This is a genomic window from Azospirillum sp. A29 (assembly GCF_042604625.1).
Classification (GTDB): domain Bacteria; phylum Pseudomonadota; class Alphaproteobacteria; order Azospirillales; family Azospirillaceae; genus Azospirillum; species Azospirillum palustre.
The window spans coordinates 660,899-683,795 of the sequence record NZ_CP170463.1; the positions used below are offsets into that span (position 1 = coordinate 660,899).

A 22,897-nucleotide genomic window follows, 5' to 3' on the forward strand; every position below is an offset into this window, starting at 1 on the left:
GCGCTGCGGTATACCGTCGCGTCGACATCTTGAAAAGTCCTTGGCCGGGAGACAATTTGTCGCGTGTACAGGGGCAAGAACATTTGTATGCAAAACAAACACTTCGAGGCAAGGCCCGCGTTGCGCCTTGTGCTGTTCGAACCCGACATTCCGCAGAACGCCGGAACCCTGATGCGACTCGCAGCCGGGCTGGGGGTGTCGCTGGATCTGATCGAACCCTGCGGTTTCGTGCTGGATGACCGGCGGTTGCGCCGCGCCGGGATGGACTATCTCGACCATCTCGACTGGACCCGGCACAGCTCGTGGTCCGCGTACCGTACGGCTCCGCAGGGCGGCCGGCTGGTGCTGCTGACCACGCGGGCGGCGATCCCCTACATCGATTTCCGCTTCGCCCCCGGCGACCGCCTGCTGGTCGGCCGCGAGAGCGCAGGCGTGCCCGACGAGGTTCATGACGCCGCCGACGCCCGGCTGGTGATCCCGATGGTGCCGCCCGCCCGCTCCTTGAACGTTGCGGTCAGCGCGGCGATGGTGTTGGGTGAGGCCTTGCGGCAGACTGCCGCATTGGATGGGCGGCAGTCTGCCGCGCTCCACTCCGATGCTCCCGCACAGCCGGAAACGCCATGAAAGCCGCAACGACTGCCGACTCCAGCACCGTCGAAGAGCGCAAGGCCCGCGCCACCGCCTGGTTCAAGGAGCTGCGCGACCGCATCTGCGCGTCCTTCGAAGCGCTGGAGGACGAGCTGACCGGCACCCATGCCGACCTGCCCCCCGGCAGGTTCGAGCGCAAGAGCTGGACCCGGCCGGATCATGGCGGCGGCGAGGGCGGCGGCGGGACCATGTCGGTTATGAAGGGCCGGGTGTTCGAGAAGGTCGGGGTCAACATCTCGACCGTCCACGGCACCTTCAGCCCGGAATTCCGCGCCAACATCCCCGGCGCGGCCGAGACCGGCGAATTCTGGGCGGCGGGCATCAGCCTGGTCGCGCACATGCGCTCGCCGCTGGTCCCGGCGACCCACATGAACACCCGTCACATCGTGACGACCAAGGGCTGGTTCGGCGGCGGCGCCGACCTGACGCCGATGATGGAGGACGAGCGGGACACCGCCGATTTCCATGCCGGCCTGCGCGCCGCCTGCGACCGGCACGACCCGGACTATTATCCGCGCTACAAGGAGTGGTGCGACCGCTATTTCTTCCTGCCCCACCGGGGCGAGGCGCGCGGCGTCGGCGGCATCTTCTTCGACAACCTCGAGTCGGGCGACTGGGAGGCGGATTTCGCCTTCACCCGCGATGTCGGCACCGCCTTCCTCGACAGCTACGCCGCCCTGGTCCGCCGGCACATGAACCGGCCCTGGACCGCCGAGCAGCGCGAACACCAGCTGGTCCGCCGCGGCCGCTATGTCGAGTTCAACCTGCTCTACGACCGCGGCACCACCTTCGGCCTGAAAACCGGCGGCAACACCGAGGCGATCCTGATGAGCCTGCCGCCCGAGGTGAAGTGGCCGTGATCCGGCTGGGCTGACTTGGCGGCCCGGCCTAACGGCGCTGTCCCATCTGGAGCCAGGGCGCCCAGGCCTGCCGGACCATCTCGCCCCACAGCCGCATCGGCGCCAGCCACAGTTCCGTCATTCCGGCGGCCGACCCCATCGGATTGGCGCCGCCCTGCCCGGTTCGCGCACCGAAGGCGGGGCCGGCCAGCAGCAGCGGGTTCATCATCGCAGGCGCCAGCATGCCGGCGACGGCGTCGAAGGACGGCGTGGCGCGCAGCTGGATGGCGATGACCTCCGCCCCATCCTCCCCGGCCTCGCGGTGCCTGATCTGGATTTCCAGGTTCGGCAGATGGGCGGTCAGAATCGTCTCGTCCGGCTTGCGGTCCATGGTCTGGCGCTCCAATCGGATTCGGGTCGGGATGTCGTCGGGATCTTGCGTCGCAACAATATGGTTTTTGCAACTGCGAAGAAACCCTCTCCGAAGGAGGTAGCGGAAACCAACGCCCGTTCCGGCCGTTGTTGGCCTTATGGACAGCCCTCTCCCCCCGCCCGATGGCGCCACATCCGATGCCGCATCCGATAAGGACGGCCCCTCTCCCGAGCAGGAAGCCGCCTGCGCCGGGCTGAGCTACAGCGCCGACGAGACGCCCGGCATCCGGCGACGGCGCTATGGCAAGGGCTTCCGCTTCCTGTGGCCCGACGGCACCCCGGTGACGGAGGAGGAGACGCTGGCGCGCATCCGCAAGCTGGCGATCCCGCCGGCCTACCGGGACGTCTGGATTTGCCCCGATCCCGACGGCCATCTCCAGGCGACCGGTCGCGATGCCAAGGGGCGCAAGCAGTACCGCTACCACCAGCGCTGGACCGAGCTGCGCGAGGGCACCAAGTTCGGCCGCATGGTAGAGTTCTGCCATGCCCTGCCGAAGCTGCGCGAACGGGTGGACGCCGACCTCGGCCGGCGCGGCTTGCCGCGGGAGAAGGTGCTGGCAGCGGTGGTGCGGCTGCTGGAAACCACGCTGATCCGCGTCGGCAACGAGGCCTATGCCCGCGAGAACCGCAGCTACGGCCTGACCACCCTGCGCGACGACCATGCCGAGATCGAGGGGACGGAGGTCCGCTTCTCCTTCAAGGGCAAGTCGGGCAAGGAGTGGAACGTCGCCCTGAAGGACCGCCGGCTAACCCGCGTCGTCGCCGCCTGCCGCGATGTGCCGGGGGACGAGCTGTTCCAGTATCTCGACCGCGACGGCCAGCGTCACGCCGTGACCTCGGGCGATGTGAACGCCTACCTGCGCGAGGCGACCGGCGCCGACTTCACCGCCAAGGATTTCCGCACCTGGGCCGGCACGGTGCTGGCCGCCATGGCCTTGCGGGAATTCGAGAGCTTCGACAGCGCCAGTGCCGCCAAGCGCAACGTCACCCGCGCCATCGAACAGGTCGCCACCCGCCTGGGCAACACCCCCAGCGTCTGCCGCAAGAGCTACGTCCATCCCGAAGTGCTGGACGCCTATCTGGAGGGCGGCCTGCTGGCGTCGCTCAAGCAGGAGGTGGAGGCGGAATTGCGCGACGATCTGGCCGGACTGAGGGGCGAGGAGGCCGCGGTGCTGGCCTTCCTGCGCCAAAGGCTGGAGCGCGAAACCGCGGCGCGGGCGCGGGAGGGTGCGCGGCGGAAGAAATAGGAGCGGGCGGGAGCATCGCAAGCCGACGCTCCCGCCTCAGACCAGCGGCTCTCAGACTGCCGGCCCTCAAACCGCCTCGGCCGTCTCCGTCACCGGCAGCAGGCGGCGCATGACCAGACAGACCAGATCGCCGGCAAGAATCCCGTCGGCGCCGACATGCGCCTGCACCGTGCGCAGGACCATCTCGGTGCGGTCACGGACGGACATGCCGCGGCTGTGGGCCAGCGCCGCAGCGAGGCGGGCCTCGCCGAAGGGCTCGCGCTGGCCGTCGACGGACTGGAGCACGCCGTCGGTGCACAGGAAGAGCGTGTCGTCCTGGGTCATCACCGTCGTCGCTTCGCTGTAGGGGGCGCCGCGGCGCACGCCCAGCGGCGGACCGCCGGCCTCGGAGAGGAACTGCACCGCGCCGTCGGTCGCGATGCGGGCGGCGCCGCGATGGCCGGCGGAGGCATGCACCAGCGTGCCGGCGGCGCGGTCATAGACGGCGACGAAGGCGGTGGCGAAGCCGTTGAAGGGGCTTTCGCCGCACAGGCGCTCGTTGGCATGGGTCAGGATGGCGGCCGGGCCGACACCGGGGCGGGCAGCCTCGCGGATGGCGCCGCGCACCATCAGCATCAGGAAGGCGGCGGGCACGCCGCCGCCCGACACGCCGGCGGCGACCAGCAGGCTGTGCCGCTCGTCCAACTCGACCACGTCGTAGAAGTCGCCGCTGACTGCATGGCCGGGCACCAGGATGCCGTAGAACTGGCTGTCGCGGCCGACCGGCAGCTGGCGCGGCAGCAGGTTGGACTGCACGTCGCGGGCGGCGCGCTGCTCTTCCTCGATCAGCTGTTCGGCGGCGGCCAGCTTCTCGCTCTTGGTCTCAAGCTCCGCCCCGCGCATGACCAGCTGGGCGTCGAGGGTCTCCTCGCGGGCGTTCGCCTCCATCGCCATGCGGCGGAAGACGCGGGACAGGCGGCCGAACTCGTCGTCGCGGCCGGCGGCCTCGTTCAGGGTCAAGGGGTTGAAGCGGCCGGCCTCCATCGCCTTGACCGCCTCGCCCAGCCGCTCCACCGGGGCCATCTGGTCGCGGGCGAAGCGCATGCAGGCATAGACGCCCAGCGCCAGCACGAAGATGCCGACCAGCCCGCCGATCTTCAACTGGCGGCTCAGCATCGCGCCCGGCTCGCTGTAGGCCACCCGCACCGCGGCGACCGCCGGGACGCCGGTCGCCGAAGCGGCGGCAGCAGTGGGACCGGCATATTTGATCGGCGCCAGCGCCAGCAGGCTGTTGCCCGACACGCGGACGGTCACGTCGCCGCCGGGCAGCACCGCCTTGGCCGCGGCGGTGTCGGCGTCGGACAGCGACGTGCCGTCGGCCACCACCGCGCCGCGGGCCAGCACCCGGCCGTCGCGGTCGAGCAGCCACGCCGCCTCCACGGCACGGGTGGCGATCAGACCGTCGACCAGCCCGTCGGCCCCCGACTTGCGCAGCATGTCGCCCAGCCGCCGCACGTCGGCGCCAACCTGCACGATGCGCGGCTTGTCGACGCCGGCCACCCCGGCGAACTTCATCAGCTTGCCGTTCTCCATCGCCGGTTCGGAGACCACCGACGCCGGGGAGCGGTTGAGCAGGCCGGTGTAGGCGCCATGGCGCGGGCCGCCCTTGGCATCCTGGCCGAACAGCGGATCGGGGCCGGACAGGTTGTGCAGATAGGCGCGGCCGCGGTTGTCGGTGATCCACATCTCGTCCGGGCCGCCGGCCTCGGCGATCTGCTTCAGCCGGTCGTTGATGGCGCGCGGCGCCAGCTTCGCCGTCTCGGCCAGCGCCACCAGATGCGCGGTCAGCGTCGCTTCGGACAGCAGGCGTTCCGACAGCAGGGCGTCGATTTCCTGCGGGATGTCGCGGGACTGGGCCGCACCACGGGCGAGCAGGCCGGCAGCCAGCCGCGCCTCCGTCTCGATCCGTTCGGTCAGGGCGGCGCGCGTCGTCCAGGCCATCGTCGTGGTGACCGCTGCAACCGCCAGCAGCACCAGACCGGTGACCAGCAGGATCAAACGCTGTTGGAACGTCATGGGATTGCGCCCGCCCCCTGTCGCTGAAGAAATGGCCGATGCCACCGCTTCTACCGGTCCGGGACGCGCAAGTCCAGGCACCGGGGCGCTGCACCCCTCATGTTACGGCGACGGATGGCCGCAGCACTCCCGCAACCGCCCTTGCGCCGGATCGCGAGGCGGTCCACGCAAGATTCGACCGCGGGTGCGACATTATCTCTTTCGTAACCAGATGGCCGGTAAGACGAAAAACCCCGCCGCCTTCCCGCTGGTGCACGCCGATGCCGATGAATGTCTTGGAAATCGCCATCTATGCGATGGTCCTCACCGCCAACCAGCCGCAATCCTTCGAATGCGTCGCGGTCAAGCCGGAGGGGGTCAACTGCACCAACGGCCTGTCGGCGAAGCCCGACGGCCCGAACCTGCTGTTCAACACCGGCATCCAGGTCATCAAGGACCGTCAGGGCCGCGTGCAGCTGAGCAACGGGGTGCAGACCCGCTTCGACAGCTCCGCCTGGGTGGAATTCCAGGATGCGGGTAAGAAGCCGGTGGTCAGCGTCCGCAAGACCGGCCCGCTGCGCTTCAAATTCTCCAACGGCTTCCAGTGCGAGGCGATGGGCAACCCGGAAGACATGGCCCGCTGCTACAAGCCCTGACGGCTGGCCTTTCCTTAGCGGCCTTTTTTAGCGGTTGATGCCGCGGCGCTCCATTTCGTCCTCGATGGCGCGGCGATTCTGCCGGAGCTGGCGCTGCTCCTCGCCCAGCCGGTCATACTGGCTGCGCAGGTCGCGGTCGGAATAGTCGCTGTAGGCGTTGCCGCGGCGGTTGCCGGAGGAACCCTCGGAACGGCGGGAATCGCGGTTGGCGTCGCGGTCCTCTACCGCCCGGTCGTTGCGGTCCTGAGGATAGGCGTTCGGGTTGACGGTGCGGTTCAGCTGGTCGAGCGCCCCGCCCCACCCGCCTTGCGACTGGCCGGTCTGGGCCAGCGCCGGAGACGATAGGGCCAGGACGGCGGCAGCGGCAAGGATGACTGTACGCATCGGACGATCTCCCTCATGCGGTTGTCGTTTTCATCTGACAACCGCCGGGGAGCCGATCCGTCACGCGTCACACTGGATCCGGCCCGAGACCGCCGCGCCCGTGCGGCGCATCGAGGTCCAGCTTCGGCCCTTTCGGCACGATGCCGGTCGGGTTGATGGTGGCGTGGCTGCCGTAGTAATGGCGCTTGATGTGGTCGAAATTCACCGTCTCGGCCACGCCCGGCACCTGATAGAGGTCGCGCAGATAGCCCGACAGGTGCGGATAGTCGGCAATCCGCCGCTGGTTGCACTTGAAATGCCCGACATAAACCGCGTCGAAGCGCACCAGCGTGGTGAACAGCCGCCAATCCGCCTCGGTCAGGCGGTTGCCGACCAGCCAGCGCTGCGTCGCCAGCCTGGCGTCGATGCCGTCCAAGGCGGCGAACAGCGCGTCGAACGCCGCCTCGTACTTGTCCTGGGAGGTGGCGAAGCCGGCCTTGTAGACGCCGTTGTTAACGGCATCATAGACGTGGGCGTTGACACGGTCGATCTCCTCCGCCAAGTCCACCGGGTAAAAATCGGTGCGCACGTCAGTGAAGGCGTCGAACGCGCGGTTGAGCATGCGGATGATCTCCGCCGACTCGTTGTTCACGATGCTGCCGGTCTTTTTGTCCCACAGGACCGGGACGGTCACCCGGCCGCTGTAGCCGGGCTTGGCCTTCAGATAGACCTCGTAGAGGCGGCCGGATCCGGTGACCGGCTCCGGTTCGGCGAAGGTCCAGCCGTCCGACAGCATCAGCGGGTCGACGATGCTGACGCCGATCACGTCGTCCAGCCGCTTCAGCTTGCGGAAGATCAGCGTGCGGTGCGCCCAGGGGCAGGCCAGCGACACCATCAGATGATAGCGCCCGGCCTCCGCCGGATAGGGGGTGGAGCCGTCGGCCGACACCCGGTCGCGGAACTGCGCCTCCGTCCGGACGAACGCGCCGCCGGTCTTTTTGGTGTCGTACCACTGGTCTTGCCACTGTCCATCGATCAGCAGGCCCACGGCTCCCTCCCCTTTTTTACTGTAGACCGGACATCAACCGTGCAGCTTGGTCGTGATTTCGGCGACGTGGCGGCCCTGGTAGCGGGCACCGTCCAGCTCGACAGCACTCGGGCGGCGCGAGCCGTCGCCGTCGGCGATGGTGCTGGCGCCGTAGGGCGAGTTGCCCATCACTTCCGAAACGCCCATCTGGCCCTGGAAGGAATAGGGCAGCCCGACGATCACCAGACCCAGATGCAGCAGGACGGTGTGGGTGCTGAGTATGGTGCTTTCCTGCCCGCCATGCTGGGTGGCGGTGGAGGTGAAGACGCTGCCGACCTTGCCGACGAGCGCACCCTTGGCCCACAGCCCGCCGGTCTGGTCGAGGAAGTTCTTCATCTGCGAGGCCATGTTGCCGTAGCGCGTCGGCGTGCCGATGACGATCGCGTCGTACTGGGCCAGTTCGTCGACGGTGGCGACGGGGATGTTGCTCTCGTCCTTGTAGTGGGCGGACTGGCGGACGGCTTCCGGCACCAGCTCGGGCACGCGCTTCACCGCCACTTCGGTCCCGGCGACGGAGCGGGCGCCTTCGGCCACCGCCTGCGCCATCTCCGACACATGGCCCCAGCTGCTGTAATAGAGGACCAGAACCTTCGCCATCGCCGTCACTCCCTGTTGGTTTGCGTGAATGGTTCGTCGATATTCCGGCCGCCGCGGGCCGTTGCCGGCGCGGCGGTGACACCAGAAATAGGGCGCGGCGGCGCTTCCGGTAATCCCGGATCTTGGCACCTCATTGTTTCCGGGTGTACAACAATGCCATGGATCGCCTCGACGACATGCTCGCCTTCATCAAGGTGGTGGACACCAAGAGCTTCACCGCCGCCGCCGACCGGCTCAATCTGTCGAAGTCGGTGGTCTCCCGCCGCATCGGCGAGCTGGAGAACAGGCTCGGCGCACGGCTCTTGAACCGCACCACCCGCAAGCTCAGCCTGACCGAGGTGGGGCAGGCCTATTACGAGCGCTGCACCCGCATCCTCGCCGATCTGGAGGAGGCGGAGCAGGCGGTCGCCGACCTGCATGCCGCTCCGCGCGGCCGGCTGCGGCTGAACGCGCCGGTCAGCTTCGGCATCCTGCATCTGGCCCCGGCGGTGGCGGAATTCCTGGAACGCTACCCGGCCATCGAGATCGACATGGACCTGAACGACCGCACGGTCGATCTGGTCGACGAGGGGTACGATCTGGCGGTGCGCATCGGAAAACTGCGCGACAGCTCGCTGATCGCCCGGCGGCTGGCCCCGGCGCGGATGGCGCTGTGCGCCAGCCCGGCCTATCTGCAAAAGCATGGCGTGCCGCAGACGCCGGACGAGCTGAGCAATCACGCCTGCCTGATCTACACCAACGTCCCCACCCCCGACCTGTGGCCGTTCATCGTCGACGGGGAGATGCGCAGCGTCCGGGTGTCAGGCCCGATCCGCAGCAACAACGGCGACCTGCTGCGCGAGGCTGCGGCGGCCGGCGTTGGCTTCATCATGTCGCCGACCTTCCTGTGCGGACAGGCGTTGTCGCGCGGCGAGCTGGTCAGCATCCTGCACCGCTATGTCCCGACCGAGGTGAGCGTCAACGCGGTCTATCCGCAGAACCGCCACCTGTCGCCGAAGGTGCGGGTGTTCGTCGATTTTCTCGTGCAGCGCTTCGGCCCGCGCCCCTATTGGGACTGCGCGCTGCTCGACACGCTGCCGGAGGAAGCATGGCCGGGAGGTGAAAGGCCCAAAAGGCGCGAGGGGAGCGGCTGAGCCGGCCCAGGTGGGTGGGCTCAGGTCGGCGAGTTCGGCCGGCGGCGGGACCGCAGGTTCAGCGCGGTGATGAAGTTGGGCTGCTGGCCGACGACCTGACCCTGGGGAACCGGCTTCTTCGGGGCGGTGGACAGGAAGCCGCCGACCCGACCGCGCAGTTCGACCGAGTGATGCGCCGCCTCGTCCGCGGTTTGCGCCACTTGGCGGCGGACCGACGGTTCCAGCGTGTTGAAGGCGCGGGAGGCGAATTCGAAGGCCGGCTGCGATTTGGTGGCGATCACCTGACGCAGCGCCTTGGACACCAGCACCGTGTCGAGACCGCCCGGCCCCTCGACCCCATCCAGAACGTCGGCCAGGATGCCGATGGCCTGGAGCGTGCGGTTGTCGTCCAGCGAAAGGTCGTGAGCGTCCATACGGGTCTTCCGATCGTCTCAAGCGGTACGGGTCTCGCCCCTGAGGACACCCGGCTTCTACCGCTTGAATCATAGTGTTTGCCCCGGCATCTGGCAATGGACGGCAGTGCGGGCCAGCAGTGGATTCGTTAAGACCGTGGCGGCCACGCTACTCGGCGACGGTGGTGAGGACGGCGGAGCGGACGGCCACGGCGCCTTTGGCATCGGCCGGCAACGCCGCCAGCGCGGCGCGCAGGCCCGCCAGATAGGGACCGGCGGGCTCGACCTCCTCCCGGTCGGCGGGGAACAGCGGGTCGCGGGTCACCAGCGCCAGGATCATCGCCGGGCCGAAGGGCGGGGCGATGGTGTAGATGCGGTCGGTCGCCGACTTCGCGACGCCGAGCGTCACCGGCCGCCCGGCCTCCACACGGTCGTCGCGGCGCAGGCGCATCGGCACCATGTGGATCACGCTGCCGTCGGTGTCGATGTAGTCGACGGTCAAATGGCCCGGCATGCCGGCGGTGACCGTGATCTCCAGCGTCTCGCCCTTGCGGTAGACCAGAGACGGCCGGTTGAAGCCGAGAGTCGGGGCGTCGGCCCTCTGCCCTTCCGGATTCTCCTTCGGCCCACCAGCCAGCCCGGCGATGTCCAGCGCCTCGCACAGCGGCCAGGGCCGCACGGCCACCCGCGCCTCGAGATCGATGCCGGGCGGCAGCGCGGTGAGTACCGCCTTCAGGACACCGGCATCCTCGTCGCTGCCGACATAGCCGGCGATGCGCAGCCCCTTGCCGGTCTCCGTCGTTTCGACACCGGCGCAGGTCAGGCGGCCGACCGCCGCGTCAACCTGCCCGCGAGCCTCGGCGGCGGTCGGACGCGGGGTGTCCACAGCCGCCGGCGGCGGGGACTGGGCCTGCGACACCCCGACCGTCAGGAGGCAGGCGATGCCGGCCGCCGCCGAAAGCCGGGCTCCCCAAAGTCGCGGGAGTGACGGACCGGAAAGGACGCGGATCATGATGGGCGCTTTCCATACAGGCGTTCAGGGCTTCGCCGGCTCCGGCGCCGCCAGCGGGAAGGGGTTCAGCTCGTTGCCGCCGGTCTTGAAGATGGCGGACTGGTTCCACCGCTTCTCCCGCGCCAGACGCGGCACGGCGCGGTTGACGTACTGGCCGAGCGTCAGATTGTAGACCGCCTCGTCGCCCGGCAGCAGGGCCTTGCCCTTCAGCCCCTCCAGCACCGCATGGGCGAAGATGCCGTTGCGGCCGTCATAGCTGTCGAGCGCCTCCTCCTGCTCCGACGAGGCCGCCAGCAGATAGCGCTGGCCCATGTCCTGGTACAGCTTGTCGACCGTGCCGGCGGACACCGCGCCAGAATGGCAGGTGTCGAGCAGAACCAGCACATTGCGGGCGGCAATGGCGCTGACCAGCCGGTTCAGATCCTTTTCCGACAGGCCCTGCCGGGTGATCGCCTCGGGCGTGGTGGCGGCCACGTCCTGGGTGATGAAATGGTACAGCTTGACCGACGGGTCCTTCGGCGACGGCACGATCACGCCATGGCCGGCAAGGTAGAGGACGACCGTGTCCTGTTCCCGCGCGGCGGCGGCCAGCGCCTCCAGCCCGGAAATGACGGCGTTGCGGCTCGCCTCCTCGTCATAGAGCGTCCGCGACAGCGCCAGCGACTGCTCCCGGTCGTAGGTCGCGGGAATGCGGCCGCGCACCGCCTCGGCGAAGGAGGTGGCGTCGGCACGGGCGAAGCGCAGCTGCGAACCGGCCGGCCGGTACTTGTCGATGCCGACGACGAAGGTGATCAGCCGCGGCCGGTCCGGCACGTCCCGCGCCTTGCCGTCCTCCGCCTGCGCGACCGGAGCCGGCAGCACGAAATCGACCAGAGCCGAGCGCTCGTAGATGGCGTCGGACCCGCTGTAGGCACGGATCTGCACGCGGTTGCTGCCGGGATCGAGCCGGACGATGCTGACCCGCTCCTCCGGCGCCGGCCCCTGGTCCTTGGCGGCGTCGGCTGCGGACGGCGAGGATGGCTGCGGGGAGGGCTGTTCGGCAGGCTGCGGCGAGGGATCCTTGGCGCGGGCGAAGGCGCGGGACTTGTCCTGGCCGCTGACGTTGCGACCATTGCGGAACAAATCGACCGAGCCGATGCCGCCGCCGGTATCGGCGACACGGTAACGCAGGCGCACCGCACCGATCCCCTCCGGCAGCGTCACGGTCAGGCGGGGCGTGTCCGCCGTGCCGTCGGGATCCGCCGCCTGGGCCGCCCCTTGCGGCGGCGCCTTTGCGGCTGCCGCCGGTGCGGGGGCCGGAGCCGGCTCCTTGGCGCGCGCAAAGGCCCGGCTGACCGGCGTCATGTCCAGCGGATGGCAGGTTTCGGCATCCGCCGTCACCGCCGGGGCCGGGGTCGTAGTCGTGGTCGGGGCCTCAACCGCACCGGTGCCGAGCGCCAGACCACGGGAGGCTGCGGGCACGGTGCAGTAATCCAGCAGGGTCACCTGCGGACGGCGCTGGGTCAGCAGGCGGATGTCGCCGATGGCGGACAGGCGCGCCGCGATCTCCGCCTGCCCGGTCTGGCGCAGCTTGGCGCGCACCAGTTCGGGGGCGTCGAACACGCGATAGACCTGCTTGAACTCCACCCATTGCAGCCCCTTCTTCTTGGGGTCGTTCAGGTGGAAGCCGACCAGGGTCTCGCCGCCGCTTTCGGAATGGTCGAAGAAGGCCTCCGGCGTCCACAGCACCCAGCGGCGGCCGTCGCGGTGCGGGAACAGCGCCGCCAGCTCCTCCAGCGGGCGGGTGCCGCCGGACAGGGCATACCAGCGCAGCGTGCCGTCGCCCAGCGCCGCCACGGCGACCCGACCATCGGCGGAGGCGACAACGCCCCACACGGCGGCCGGCACCTCGGCGCGGGCAAGCTCGGCGCCGGCGGAATCGAGCAGCCGCAGGCTGAATTCACCGCCGAGCAGGACGCGGCGCTGCGTGCCCAGCACGGTGACGCTGCGCGCCCACTCGCCGCTGTCCAGCTTCACCGGCTGGCCGTTGACCTTGGCCGTCCGGCTGTTGCGCCAGTCGGAGACGCCGATGCCCGGCCCCTCGGCGGACGGGCGGTTCAGGCCGGGCAGCGCCTCGGGCGCCGAGGTCAGGCTGCGGGCCAGCACGTCGAAGCGCATCGGCCGCCGGCCGCCCTGCTCCATGCCGAATTCCAGCACCAGCCCGTCGTCCGATAGGCCGAAACGGCCGAGATGGATGTCGCGGTAATCGGCGATGTCGCCGATGCGGGCGAACAGCAGCCGGCCGGCCGGATCGAGCACGCCCCATCCAGGGTCGGCGGCGGCGAAGGCCACCCCGCCGCCGGGCAGGGCCAGCAGGTGGGTCACCGAATCGCGCGCGACGGGGGTATCGGCGAAGGCGCCCTTGCCGCCATCGGCCCAGCGGCGCACCACGTTGCGGGCGCCGTCCTGCGTCGCGGTGCCGGCGGCGACCAGCGCCGTGCCGTCCCAGGCGACGGCGGCGAAGCTGCCGCCGGAGATGCCGGTGGTCTTGGGCGACAGGCGCGCCTTCAGGTCGCTGCCGGACAGCACGTCGACCCGCGTCTGGTCGGCATAGCCGACGGCCAGCTGCGATCCGTCGGGCGAGAAGGCCACCGAATAGGGCATGCCGCTGCCCGGCTTGCGCTTGGCCTTCTGCTTGAAGCCGGCATCGTAGAGACGGATGTTGCCGTCGAAGGACGCGGTGGCGAGCCGTCCGTCGGGCGAGAAGGCCAGCGCCGAAACCCGCGCCCCGTAGCCGGCATCCTCGGCGACCGGCTTGAAGCTGGCGCTGTCCCACACACGGATCCCGGCGGTGCCGCCGAAGGCCCCGGCGACGAACCGCCCGTCGGGCGAGAAGGCCAGATCGTTCAGCACCTGCGGCTGGCCGGCAAGCCGCGCCTTCAGCCGCTGGGCCTTCACGTCGAACAGGTAGAGCGTGACGCCGTCGCCCCAACTCGTGCCCGTGTTGCCGGCCGCCACGGCCAGCGACCCGTCGGCGGACAGGGCGACGGCATAGAGCGCCCCTTCCTCCCCCGCCTCCATCGGCACGCGCAGCACGCCCAGCGGCTCGCCGTCGCGGCTCCACAGGCGCAGGGACTTGTCGTTGGACACCGTGGCGATCAGCCGGCCCTGAGCATCGCTGGCCAGTCGGTTGACGCGGGCGGTGTGGCCGCCGGTCTCGATGCGCAGGAACGCACCCGTCGATGCGTCGCCCGCCAGCGCGCTTCCCGCCGCCAGCCAGCCCAGCAGAAGGCCGAGGAGGACCGCGAGGAGAACGCCGGAGCGGGCGCCGCACCGCAGGAGCGCGATTCTGTGAGGGAGACAGCCGGCCATCGTCGGTTCCGCTTGCACTGAATGTCGAAGACCGCCCGGCCGCGGCACCCCTGGGGATGCTGCAGCCGGGCGGATCCTATCGGACCTTGTCGGATCGCGCCTCGGACGCGCCTCAGACCGCGTCGAGGGTGGCTTCCTTCTGGGCCATCTGCTGGATGGCGTTGGTCGAGGCGTTGATGCGCTCCGACGTTTCGAAGGCGGTGTTGGTGCGCTGGACCACCTGCGACGGCGAGGCGGCGCTGGCGGTCGTTGTCTGCTTGGCCGGCTTCTTCTTGGTCTGCGCCTTGACCGCGGTCTTGGTGCGGATCTTGGCGGCGGCGCCCGGCTCGATGTTGTCGGCGGCGATCAGATACTCGTCGCGGCGCTTGACGATGTTCTGGTTGATGCTGCTGGCGATGGCGTAGTCCTTGTCCAGCTGGCCGCGGATCAGGGCAAGGCGCTGCTCGGCCTCCGGCTTGCCGATGCGGTTCGCCTTGTAGTCGGCCTTGACCCGCGCGATCTCGGCGCGGCGGCAGTTCACCAGCTGGTCGAGCGCGACCTGGGTGCGGTCCAGGTTCTGGTTCTCGGTGTCGAGATCGTTCGCCACACCCAGGATTGCCTGATCGCGGCCCTGCTGCATCCGGGAATTCCAGTAGCCGCCGAGCGTGCCGACGGCGGCCCCGGCCGCAGCGCCGATCAGGGCGCTCTTGAGGTTGCCGCCGGCCAGCGCACCGGTCAGAGCGCCGGCGCCCGCACCGATGGCGGCGCCCTTCAGCATATCCTCGGCGTAGAAATTGCCGGTCGAATCGAGGGCGACCCGGTACTGGTAGCAGGCATCGGACCCGTCATTGGCGCCGATGCGGTCCTGCTGCGTGGTCACGCAGCCGCTGAGCGCCATGGCGACGATGGTGACGGAGAGGAGGCTTGCCCTGACACGGTTGCTTCGCATTGCCTGGATTCCCGTTTGCTTTTCTGTTCGATCGCGTCTTGCGTTTCAGATCCGAAACCGTGACCATCGGCGCCACCCCCCAGCGGCTGAATCGTCACGGCGGCTCGAACCCGGCTGCAACGCTGCCACAGCAACAACCCTGAAGGAAGGGGGCATTGCTACCAATTCGTGCAGTCTTTTAACTATCATCGGCCGTAACCCGTTCGGGTGGGCAGGTCTCTTCTGGGGTATCGGGGGGCATCGAATGATTGCAGCATTGCGGCGGCTGACCATGTTGGCGACTGCGTTCGCGGGCCTCTCGCTCGCCGCCGGACCGATGCTGGCCGCAGGTCCGGCACAGGCGGAAATCGCCGCGCTGGTGATCGGAATCGACAACTACAGCCGGATCAATCCGCTCCAGGGGGCGGTCAACGACGCCCGCGACATCGCCGATGCGCTGAAGGGGCTGGGTGTGCGGAAACTGCGCCTGTTCGTCGATGGCGAGGCCGAGCGCAGCCGGATCATCGCCGCTTGGCGGCAGCTGATCGCCGAAACCTCCCCCGACTCGACGCTGGTGCTGACCTTCGCCGGCCATGGCGCACAACAACCCGAGCGTGTACCCGGCAGCGAGGCCGACGGGCTGGACGAATTCCTGGTGCTGGCCGATTTCGCCCCGCGCGGCCCCGGCACGGCACAGCGCCTGACCGACGACGAGATCGCCGTCCTGTTCAAGGAGGCAGCGCCGCGCCGGGTGATCTTCGTCTCCGATTCGTGCCACTCCGGAACGATGACCCGCGCCTTCGACGACCGCGCCGGCAAGCTCGGCACCCGGGTGGCGACCATCGACGGGGTGCCGGTCGACCGCATTGAGGACGACGCCCTGCCCCCGCCCACCCGCGCCGCCTTGCAGGCGGAGGCGGAAGAGCAGCCGAACGTCACCTTCTTCGCCGCGGTGGCCGACCACGAGCTGGCGCCGGAGGTGCTGATCGACCGTAAGCCGCGCGGCGCGCTGAGCTGGGCCTTCGCCAACGCGCTCCGCGGGCAGGCCGACCGCGACGGCGACGGCATCGTCACCAAGGGAGAGCTGGAGGCGCACATCCGCGGCGCCGTGCGCATGGCGCTGGAAGGGCGGCAGCATCCGCAGGTCCAGCCGCGCGGCCGGGGCGAGGTCCCACTGATCGACCCGGTCGCCGGCCGGCCGAAGCCGCCCTCCCTGCTGCCGGCGGCAGGTGCCATCCCGCTGCGCATCCTGGGCAAGCCGGCGGCGGCGAAGACGCTGGCGGCGGGCTTGACCGGCATCGCGCCGGCCGGCAAGGACGATGCCGCCCTGGTTTGGGACAGCGCCTCCGGCGAGGTGGTCAGTTCGACGGGCGACGTGCTGGCCAGCATTCCCGGCGACCCGGCGGCCCCGGAGACCCGGCGGCGGGTGCAGGGGGTGATCGACAAATGGGCCCTGGTTCTGCGGGTGAAGGCGGCGGCACAGGACCGCTCGCTCGCGCTGGCCGTCGAGCCGGGCGACCGCGATTACCGCAAGGGGGAAACGGTCTCGCTCGACATCGGCGGCAACAGCGGCACCTACTTCACCCTGATCAACCTCGCCGCCGACGGCACGGTCAACTACCTCTACCCGCTGGCGGACCGCAAGGACCCGCCGCAGATCCCGCGCGGCGGCCCCTACCGGCTGGCGCTGACGGTGGAGCCGCCCTTCGGCGCCGACCATTTCCTCGCCATCGCTTCGCCCAAGCCGATGGCGGCGCTGCAACGCGACCTCGCCGCGCTCGACGGCAAGCCGGCCGCCGCGGAGGTCGCCGCCCTGCTGAACCGCCATCTGGCCGGACAGCCGGTGGAGTTCGGCATCCACGGCGTCTACAGCACGGCACGCTGAAGCACGGCGCGCTGACTGGCCGTCGCCGGGCCTTCAGCCGAGCGCCGGCAGTTGCGGGGCGAGCGCCAGATGCAGTTCGTGGCGCCCATCCTGCTGGCCGGGCTGGTGGCCGAAATCCAGCGCTATGCCCGACAGCTTCAGCCCGTTCGCCTCGGCATGGGCGTGAAGCCGGGCGAAACCGTCGGCAATCGCCGCCTGCGGACCGTCCTGCGCGGTGCGCAGGTAACGGCCGGCGTCGAGGTCGAGGCGGACCATGCCGTCGGGGATCTCGCTGGCCTTGGCCGCCATGAAGCCGACCAGCCGGCGGTGAAGCCCGGTCTCGTCCGGCAGCGACACCGCGGCGTAGGCCGCCGTTCCGACATCGGCGGCGAACACGCGCTCCCACGCGGCGGCGACGGCGGCGGGCAGTTCCTCGCCGCTCGCCTCCACCATGCAGCCGATGATTGTCAGTTCGGGAAAGCTCACGGTTTCGATCATCACGGTCCCTTGGATGGCAACGGATTACAGGTCGGGATCGGCCAGCAGGCGGGCCAGAACCGGTCCCGCCGCCCCGCTGCCGACCGGGCGGCCATCGACCGCCACCAGCGGGCGCAGGCCCAGGCTGTTGGTCAGGATGGCCTCGTCGGCGCGGGCGAGGTCTTCCAAGCCGAGCGGCGCTTCCTCGGCGCCATGGCGTTCCAGGATCAGGGCGCGGCGGATGCCGGGAAGGGCGCCGTCGGCAACCGGCGGGGTCAGCAACCGGCCGCCAACCGACAGGAACAGGGTGGCGACGCTCGATTCCGCCAGCCGGCCGGCGGCGTTCAGCAGCAGCGCCTCGTCGGCACCGCGCTCCGCCGCCTCCTGCCGGGCCAGGATGGAATCGAGGTAGTTCAACGACTTCAGGCGCGACAGCGGCGAATGCTCATTGCGGCGGGTGCTGCGGGCGACGACTGCGGCCACCGGCGCGGTCATGTGGGTGGCGGGCGCCACGGTCATCAGCAGGGTCGGCTGGGCGTCTGCCGGCGGCAGCACCCCGCGGGCGCCGGTGCCGCGCGACAGGGTCAGGCGCAGGACGCCGTCGGCAATGCCGGCCGCCCCGATCAGCGCCGCCATCGCCCCGGTCAGTTCCGCGGCGCTGTAGGGCAGCGGCAGGCGGAGCAGTTCAGCGCCCGCCGCCAGCCGGTCGAGATGGCGCGGCAGGTGGCGCGGAACGCCGTCCTCGATCCGGATCGTCTCGAACAGCCCGTCGCCGAGCGTGAAGCCGCGGTCGGCCGGGTCGATCCGCGCTTCCGCCGCCTGGATCAACCGCCCGTTCAGCCAGATCGTCATGGCGTTCCCTCCCCCACCAGTTCCCCCGCCGCGCGCAGCTGGGCGCGGGCCTTGACCAGCATTTCCTCATGCTCGTCCGCCGGATCGGAATCGGCGACGATGCCGCCGCCGGCCTGGGCGATCACCGCGTCCGGCGTCACCGACAGGGTGCGGATGACGATGTTGCTGTCCATCGCGCCGTCGAAGCCGATCCAGGCCACCGAGCCGCAATAGGCGCCGCGGCGCGCCACCTCCAGCTCGTCGATGATCTGCATGGCGCGGATCTTCGGCGCGCCGGTGATCGACCCGCCGGGACAGGCGGCGCGCAGCAGATCGACCGGCCCCAGCCCCGGCAGCAGGCGCGCGGTGATGACGGACACGAGGTGATGGACGGTGGCGAAGCTCTCCAGCCCGAACAGCACCGGCACCTTGACGCTGCCGATTTCAGACACCCGCGCCAGATCGTTGCGCAGCAGGTCGGTGATCATCAGGTTTTCCGCCCGGTCCTTGATGCTGGCCGACAGTTCAGCCGCAGCCCGCGCATCTGCCGCCGGATCGGCGTGGCGCGGACGGGTGCCCTTGATCGGCCGGGTCTCGATGTTGCGGTCGGCGCCAAGCCGGATGAAGCGCTCCGGCGACGCCCCGGCCAGCCTCAGCCTCGGGCCGCAGTTGAGGAAGGCGGCGAAAGGCGCCGGGCTCAAGACACGCAGGCGTTCGTAGAGCGCATAGGCATCGATGACCCCGCCGGTCTCGGCGAGGAAGCGCTGGGTGAAGTTGGCCTGATAGATGTCACCGGCCCGGATATACTCCAGCACCCGCCCGACCCGGTCGAGATAGTCGGGGCGGGTCAGCTCCGACCGCCAGCGCAGCGGCGCCGGCCCGGCCGATTGTTCCGGTGACGGAACGGACAGCCGCGCCGCCATGCGGCGGGCGCGGTCCTCCGCCTCCGGCCGGGCGGCAATCACCCAGGCACGGCGCTCCTGCCGGTCGAAAGCGGCGACGACATCGTAAAGTCCGAAGGCGAAGTCGGGCTGGCCGCCCGGATTGCCGTGGCGGGAGATCAGGCCCTCCAAAGCCGTTCCGGCTTCGTAACCGATGAAGCCCACGGCCCCTCCGGTGAAGGGAACCGGGCCGGCGGAGGGGAGCGGACATGCGGCCAGCGCCCGTTCCAGCGCATCGAAGGGGCTGCCGCCGACCGGCCGGCCGTCGACCAGGGTCTGCCCGCCGGTGGCCTCCACGGTTTGGAACGGGTCCGCAACGATATAGGAATAGCGCCCGTTCTGCGGGTGAGAGGCGGCGCTGTCGAGCAGCATCGCCCAGGGCGCGACGCTCCAGGGGCGGAACAGGGCGGCGGGATCGCCGCAGGAGATCGGGATCGTCAGCATGGTGGGGGCAGTCGGCCGGCGGCTTACATCAAGATGGTGGCGCCGCCATCGACGACCAAGACGTGACCGTTGACATAGGACGCCGCGGCCGAGGCCAGGAACACCGCCGCCCCGGCGATCTCCTCCGGCCGGCCCCAGCGGCGCAGCGGCGTGCGGTTGGCGAAATAGGCCCCGCGGTCGGGATCGCCGGCAATCGCCGCATTCGTTTCGGTTGCGAAAAAGCCGGGGGCGATGGCGTTGCTGGTCAGGCCCTGCGCGCCGTACTCGGCGGCCAGCGCCCGCACCATGCCGTTCAGCCCGGCCTTCGCCGCGGCATAGACGCTGTCGTTGGCCCGCGCGATCTGCCCGGCGACGGAGGTGACGGCGATCAGCCGGCCACGCCCGCGCGGCAGCATCAGCCGCGCCGCCTCACGCGCCAGAATGAGGCTGGACGCCAGATCAACGTCGAGAAGGCTGGTGATCTCGTTGTCGGTGAGATCGGCCAGCGGCTTGCGGTTGCGCTGCCCGACATTCTGGACCAGCACGTCGAGCCGGCCATGCTCGCGGTCGATCCGCGCAAAGGCATCGCGCACCGCCGCCCGGTCCGCCACGTCGAAGGGCAGCGCCGACGCGCTGCCGCCAGCCGCCTCGATCTCGGCGACGCGGGCCTCCAGCGTGGCGGCGTCGCGGCCGTTCAGCAGCACATGCGCGCCCGAGCCGGCCAGCGCCCGCGCAATCTCAAGCCCCAGCCCGCGCCCCGAGCCGGTGACCAGCGCCACCTGACCGGCCAGCGAGAAAGTCGACAGGTAGGCCAAATTGGAAGGAGTCGTCGCGGTCATGTCCTGCCCCCTGTCCGGTGCGGCGTTGCAGCGGTCATTTAGCAGACGCAGCGGCCCAAGGGCAGCCCCGGAAATGGAAAAGGGGGCGCAAAGCCTGCGCCCCCTTCCCCGTCACACGTCACCCGGCAGTGGACCGTCAGTGGACCGAGGCCTCGCGGCTGGCGGCGGAACTCGCCACCGGCGGCAGGGCGAAGCCGAGCGGCGGGCGTTCCGGCGCCTTGAAGCCGTGCGCCCGGTCCTCCTCGACCACCACCCCGTCCAGCGCCAGCTGGCCGTCGACCACCGACAGGGTCATGGTGGTCTTGCCCTCCACCTCCTCGTCGAGCAGACGCTCGGCGATCGGGTCCTCGACAAGGCCCTGGATGGCCCGCTTCAGCGGACGGGCGCCGAAGGCCGGATCCCAGCCCAGATCGCCCAGCCGCCGCTTGGCCGCCGCGTCGGCCGCCAGGGTGACGCCGCGCTCGGCCAGCCGCTCGTTGACACGGGACAGCTGGATGTCGACGATCCGCGACATCTGGTCCCGGCCCAGCCGGCGGAAGATCAGGACATCGTCCAGCCGGTTGAGGAACTCCGGCCGGAAGGCCTTGCGCACCGCGTCCATCACCTCCACCGTCACGCCGGCCATATCCTCGTCGTCGCCCAGGGCGCTCAGCGCCTCGGCCCCCAAATTGGAGGTCATGATGAGGATGGCGTGGCGGAAGTCGGCAGTGCGGCCCTGCCCGTCGGTCAGCCGTCCGTCGTCGAGCGCCTGCAACAGGACGTTCAGCACGTCGGGATGCGCCTTCTCCACCTCGTCCAGCAGCACGACCTGATAGGGCCGGCGCCGGATGCGTTCGGCCAGCGAGCCGCCGTCGTCATAGCCGACATAACCCGGCGGCGAACCGATCATCCGGCTGACAGCGTGCTTCTCCATATACTCCGACATGTCGAGCCGGGTGATGGCCGTCTCGTCGTCGAACAGGAAGGACGCCAGCGCCTTGGCCAGTTCTGTCTTGCCGACGCCGGTCGGGCCGAGGAACAGGAAGGAGCCGGTCGGACGGCTGGGGTCCTTCAGCCCGGCGCGGGCACGCCGCACCGCCTTGGACACCGCGCGCACCGCCTCCTTCTGGCCGACGACGCGCTCGGCCAGCTTGTCCTCCATGCCCTTCAGCCGCTGGCGTTCGCCCTCCAGCATCCGTTCGACCGGAATCCCGGTCCAGCGGGTGACGACGGCGCCGATGTCCTTGGCCGTCACCTCGTCACGCTCGGCGCTGGCGCGCGATTCGGCCTCGGCCAGACGCTTTTCCAGATCGGGCACCACGCCATAGGCAAGCTCGCCGGCCTTGGCCCAATCGCCGTCGCGCTGGGCGCGCTCCAGCTTGGTGCGAGCCTGGTCCAGCTCCTCCTTCAGGCGGCGCCCTTCGGTGCGGCGGGACTGCGAGGCGCGCCACTCCTCCTCCATCGAGGTCTGGCGGGCCTCCGCCTCGGCCAGTTCGCCTTCTAGGACGTGCAGGCGTTCCTGCGAGGCGGCGTCCGGCTCGGCCTTCAACGCCTCGCGCTCGATCTTCAGCTGAGCGACGCGGCGGTCGACGGCATCGAGCGCCTCCGGCTTGCTGTCGATGGCCATGCGCAGGCGGCTCGCCGCCTCGTCGACGAGGTCGATGGCCTTGTCGGGCAGGCGGCGGTCGCCGATGTAGCGCGCCGACAGGCTCACCGCCGCGACCACCGCCGCGTCGGCGATGCGCACGCCGTGATGGACCTCGTACTTGCCCTTGATGCCGCGCAGGATCGACACCGCGTCGTCGGCCGACGGCTCGTCCACCGTCACCGGCTGGAAGCGGCGGGCAAGCGCGGCGTCCTTCTCGATGTATTTGCGGTACTCGTCGGGCGTGGTGGCGCCGACGCAGCGCAGCTCGCCACGCGCCAGCGCGGGCTTCAGCATGTTGGCGGCGTCCATCGCCCCGTCGGTGCGGCCGGCGCCGATCAGGGTGTGTAGTTCGTCGATGAACAGGATTATGCGGCCATTGGCCTCCTGCACCTCGCTCAGGACCGACTTCAGCCGCTCCTCGAACTCGCCGCGGAACTTGGCGCCGGCCAGCAGCGCGGTGAGGTCGAGCGACAGCACGCGCCGGTCCTTCAGCCCTTCCGGCACGTCGCCGGAGGCCAGACGCTGGGCCAGCCCCTCGACCACGGCGGTCTTGCCGACGCCGGGGTCGCCGATCAGGACGGGGTTGTTCTTGGTGCGGCGCGCCAGCACCTGGATGGTGCGGCGGATCTCGTCGTCACGGCCGATGACCGGATCGAGCCTGCCCTGCCGCGCCTCTTCGGTCAGGTCGCGGGTGTAGCGGGCCAGCGCCTCGCCGGCCGTCGTCTCGGTCTCCGCGTCGGCGGGATGGTCCTTGCGCTGGGCATCGGCGGCGGCGGCCAGCGCGTCGGCATCGACGCCGGCCCGGCGGAACAGCGCGCGCAGCGGGCCGCTCTGGCGGGCGAGGCTTTCCAGCAGGCGCTCCGCCGTGACGAAGCGGTCGCCGCCGCTGCGCGCCGAAGCGACGGCGCCTTGCAGCACGGCGGCCAGCGCCGGCGACATGTAGAGCGGCTGCGGACCGTCGTCGGCGACGGCCTGGACCGGTGCGCGGGACAGCTGCTCCTCGGTCGCGGACTTCAGCAGATCGGGGTCGCCACCGGTGTCGCGCACCAGACGCGCCGCCACGCCGCTGCCCTCGTCGATCAGGGCTTTCAGCAGATGTTCGGGGAGAAGCTGTTGATGCCGCTCGGCAAGGGCGGCGATCTGTGCGGCCTGAATGACGCTGCGCGCACGATCAGTGAATTGACCGAAGTCCATCCG

20 protein-coding genes are annotated in these 22,897 nt (G+C 70.2%); 6 read left to right on the forward strand and 14 right to left on the reverse strand.

Going from position 1 to position 22,897, the window contains the following annotated elements:
* The first annotated feature begins 120 nt into the window (after window positions 1–120).
* Both ABNQ38_RS11560 and hemF read left to right on the forward strand, forming a co-directional pair.
* Window positions 121–624, forward strand: coding sequence for a tRNA (cytidine(34)-2'-O)-methyltransferase (locus ABNQ38_RS11560; RefSeq protein ID WP_377807417.1), 504 nt, complete (start codon window positions 121–123; stop codon window positions 622–624).
* Window positions 621–1,508, forward strand: coding sequence for an oxygen-dependent coproporphyrinogen oxidase (hemF, locus tag ABNQ38_RS11565; protein ID WP_377806979.1), 888 nt, complete (start codon window positions 621–623; stop codon window positions 1,506–1,508). Before ABNQ38_RS11560 ends, hemF begins: the two co-directional genes overlap by 4 nt.
* A 28-nt stretch (window positions 1,509–1,536) precedes the next feature.
* Here hemF and ABNQ38_RS11570 read toward each other — a convergent pair whose 3' ends face one another.
* On the reverse strand, window positions 1,537–1,878 hold the full coding sequence (locus ABNQ38_RS11570; protein WP_377806980.1) for a hypothetical protein: 342 nt from the start codon (window positions 1,876–1,878) through the stop codon (window positions 1,537–1,539).
* A gap of 139 nt (window positions 1,879–2,017) precedes the next feature.
* Here ABNQ38_RS11570 and ABNQ38_RS11575 point away from each other — a divergent pair, with 139 nt between their 5' ends.
* Window positions 2,018–3,166 (forward strand): DNA topoisomerase IB, encoded by a 1,149-nt coding sequence (locus tag ABNQ38_RS11575; RefSeq protein WP_377806981.1) that lies wholly within the window; start codon window positions 2,018–2,020, stop codon window positions 3,164–3,166.
* Window positions 3,167–3,232: 66 nt separating this feature from the next.
* On the opposite strand, the gene ABNQ38_RS11580 is transcribed toward ABNQ38_RS11575, so the two are convergent.
* The gene (locus ABNQ38_RS11580) at window positions 3,233–5,221 is read right to left on the reverse strand and encodes a PP2C family protein-serine/threonine phosphatase (RefSeq protein ID WP_377806982.1); all 1,989 of its coding nucleotides are present in this window, start codon (window positions 5,219–5,221) and stop codon (window positions 3,233–3,235) included.
* A 260-nt stretch (window positions 5,222–5,481) separates the two neighbouring features.
* On the opposite strand from ABNQ38_RS11580, the gene ABNQ38_RS11585 reads away from it, so the two are divergent.
* On the forward strand, window positions 5,482–5,856 hold the full coding sequence (locus tag ABNQ38_RS11585; protein WP_377806983.1) for a hypothetical protein: 375 nt from the start codon (window positions 5,482–5,484) through the stop codon (window positions 5,854–5,856).
* 27 nt (window positions 5,857–5,883) lie between these two features.
* Here the strand turns inward: ABNQ38_RS11585 and ABNQ38_RS11590 are convergent, their stop codons facing one another.
* The 3 genes from ABNQ38_RS11590 to wrbA all read right to left on the reverse strand — a co-directional run bounded on the left by ABNQ38_RS11590 (window position 5,884) and on the right by wrbA (window position 7,903).
* A complete protein-coding gene (locus ABNQ38_RS11590; RefSeq protein ID WP_377806984.1) occupies window positions 5,884–6,240 on the reverse strand; it encodes a hypothetical protein in 357 nt (118 codons plus the stop codon).
* A gap of 67 nt (window positions 6,241–6,307) precedes the next feature.
* A complete protein-coding gene (locus ABNQ38_RS11595; RefSeq protein ID WP_377806985.1) occupies window positions 6,308–7,267 on the reverse strand; it encodes a glutathione S-transferase family protein in 960 nt (319 codons plus the stop codon).
* Window positions 7,268–7,300: 33 nt separating this feature from the next.
* On the reverse strand, window positions 7,301–7,903 hold the full coding sequence (gene wrbA, locus ABNQ38_RS11600; RefSeq protein WP_109095677.1) for an NAD(P)H:quinone oxidoreductase: 603 nt from the start codon (window positions 7,901–7,903) through the stop codon (window positions 7,301–7,303).
* A 158-nt stretch (window positions 7,904–8,061) separates the two neighbouring features.
* On the opposite strand from wrbA, the gene ABNQ38_RS11605 reads away from it, so the two are divergent.
* Window positions 8,062–9,036: a LysR family transcriptional regulator gene (locus ABNQ38_RS11605; protein ID WP_377806986.1), complete on the forward strand. Its 975-nt coding sequence runs from the start codon at window positions 8,062–8,064 to the stop codon at window positions 9,034–9,036.
* Between the two features lie 20 nt (window positions 9,037–9,056).
* On the opposite strand, the gene ABNQ38_RS11610 is transcribed toward ABNQ38_RS11605, so the two are convergent.
* From ABNQ38_RS11610 to ABNQ38_RS11625, 4 genes are all read right to left on the reverse strand, one after another.
* Complete coding sequence (locus ABNQ38_RS11610) at window positions 9,057–9,449, reverse strand: hypothetical protein (protein WP_109049593.1); 393 nt, start codon at window positions 9,447–9,449, stop codon at window positions 9,057–9,059.
* A gap of 148 nt (window positions 9,450–9,597) precedes the next feature.
* The gene (locus tag ABNQ38_RS11615; protein WP_377806988.1) at window positions 9,598–10,440 is read right to left on the reverse strand and encodes a DUF4384 domain-containing protein; all 843 of its coding nucleotides are present in this window, start codon (window positions 10,438–10,440) and stop codon (window positions 9,598–9,600) included.
* A 24-nt stretch (window positions 10,441–10,464) separates the two neighbouring features.
* Window positions 10,465–13,791 carry a caspase family protein gene (locus tag ABNQ38_RS11620; protein WP_377806989.1) on the reverse strand — a complete coding sequence of 1,109 codons (3,327 nt, stop codon included), beginning with the start codon at window positions 13,789–13,791 and terminating at the stop codon, window positions 10,465–10,467.
* A gap of 112 nt (window positions 13,792–13,903) precedes the next feature.
* Entirely contained in the window at window positions 13,904–14,719 is an 816-nt protein-coding gene (locus tag ABNQ38_RS11625) for a YMGG-like glycine zipper-containing protein (protein ID WP_377806990.1), read from the reverse strand.
* A 271-nt stretch (window positions 14,720–14,990) separates the two neighbouring features.
* Here ABNQ38_RS11625 and ABNQ38_RS11630 point away from each other — a divergent pair, with 271 nt between their 5' ends.
* Window positions 14,991–16,583, forward strand: a complete 1,593-nt coding sequence (locus tag ABNQ38_RS11630) for a caspase family protein (protein ID WP_377806991.1) — start codon at window positions 14,991–14,993, stop codon at window positions 16,581–16,583.
* Between the two features lie 33 nt (window positions 16,584–16,616).
* Here ABNQ38_RS11630 and ABNQ38_RS11635 read toward each other — a convergent pair whose 3' ends face one another.
* The 5 genes from ABNQ38_RS11635 to clpB form a co-directional block, all read right to left on the reverse strand.
* Entirely contained in the window at window positions 16,617–17,060 is a 444-nt protein-coding gene (locus ABNQ38_RS11635) for a GyrI-like domain-containing protein (protein ID WP_377806992.1), read from the reverse strand.
* Window positions 17,061–17,084: 24 nt separating this feature from the next.
* The gene (locus ABNQ38_RS11640; protein WP_377806993.1) at window positions 17,085–17,891 is read right to left on the reverse strand and encodes an aminotransferase class IV; all 807 of its coding nucleotides are present in this window, start codon (window positions 17,889–17,891) and stop codon (window positions 17,085–17,087) included.
* Window positions 17,888–19,255, reverse strand: coding sequence for an aminodeoxychorismate synthase component I (gene pabB / locus ABNQ38_RS11645; protein ID WP_377806994.1), 1,368 nt, complete (start codon window positions 19,253–19,255; stop codon window positions 17,888–17,890). The genes ABNQ38_RS11640 and pabB overlap by 4 nt, the downstream gene beginning before the upstream one ends.
* A gap of 23 nt (window positions 19,256–19,278) precedes the next feature.
* Window positions 19,279–20,073 carry an SDR family oxidoreductase gene (locus tag ABNQ38_RS11650; RefSeq protein WP_377806995.1) on the reverse strand — a complete coding sequence of 265 codons (795 nt, stop codon included), beginning with the start codon at window positions 20,071–20,073 and terminating at the stop codon, window positions 19,279–19,281.
* Between the two features lie 136 nt (window positions 20,074–20,209).
* The gene (gene clpB, locus ABNQ38_RS11655) at window positions 20,210–22,894 is read right to left on the reverse strand and encodes an ATP-dependent chaperone ClpB (protein WP_377806996.1); all 2,685 of its coding nucleotides are present in this window, start codon (window positions 22,892–22,894) and stop codon (window positions 20,210–20,212) included.
* Window positions 22,895–22,897: the final 3 nt, after the last annotated feature.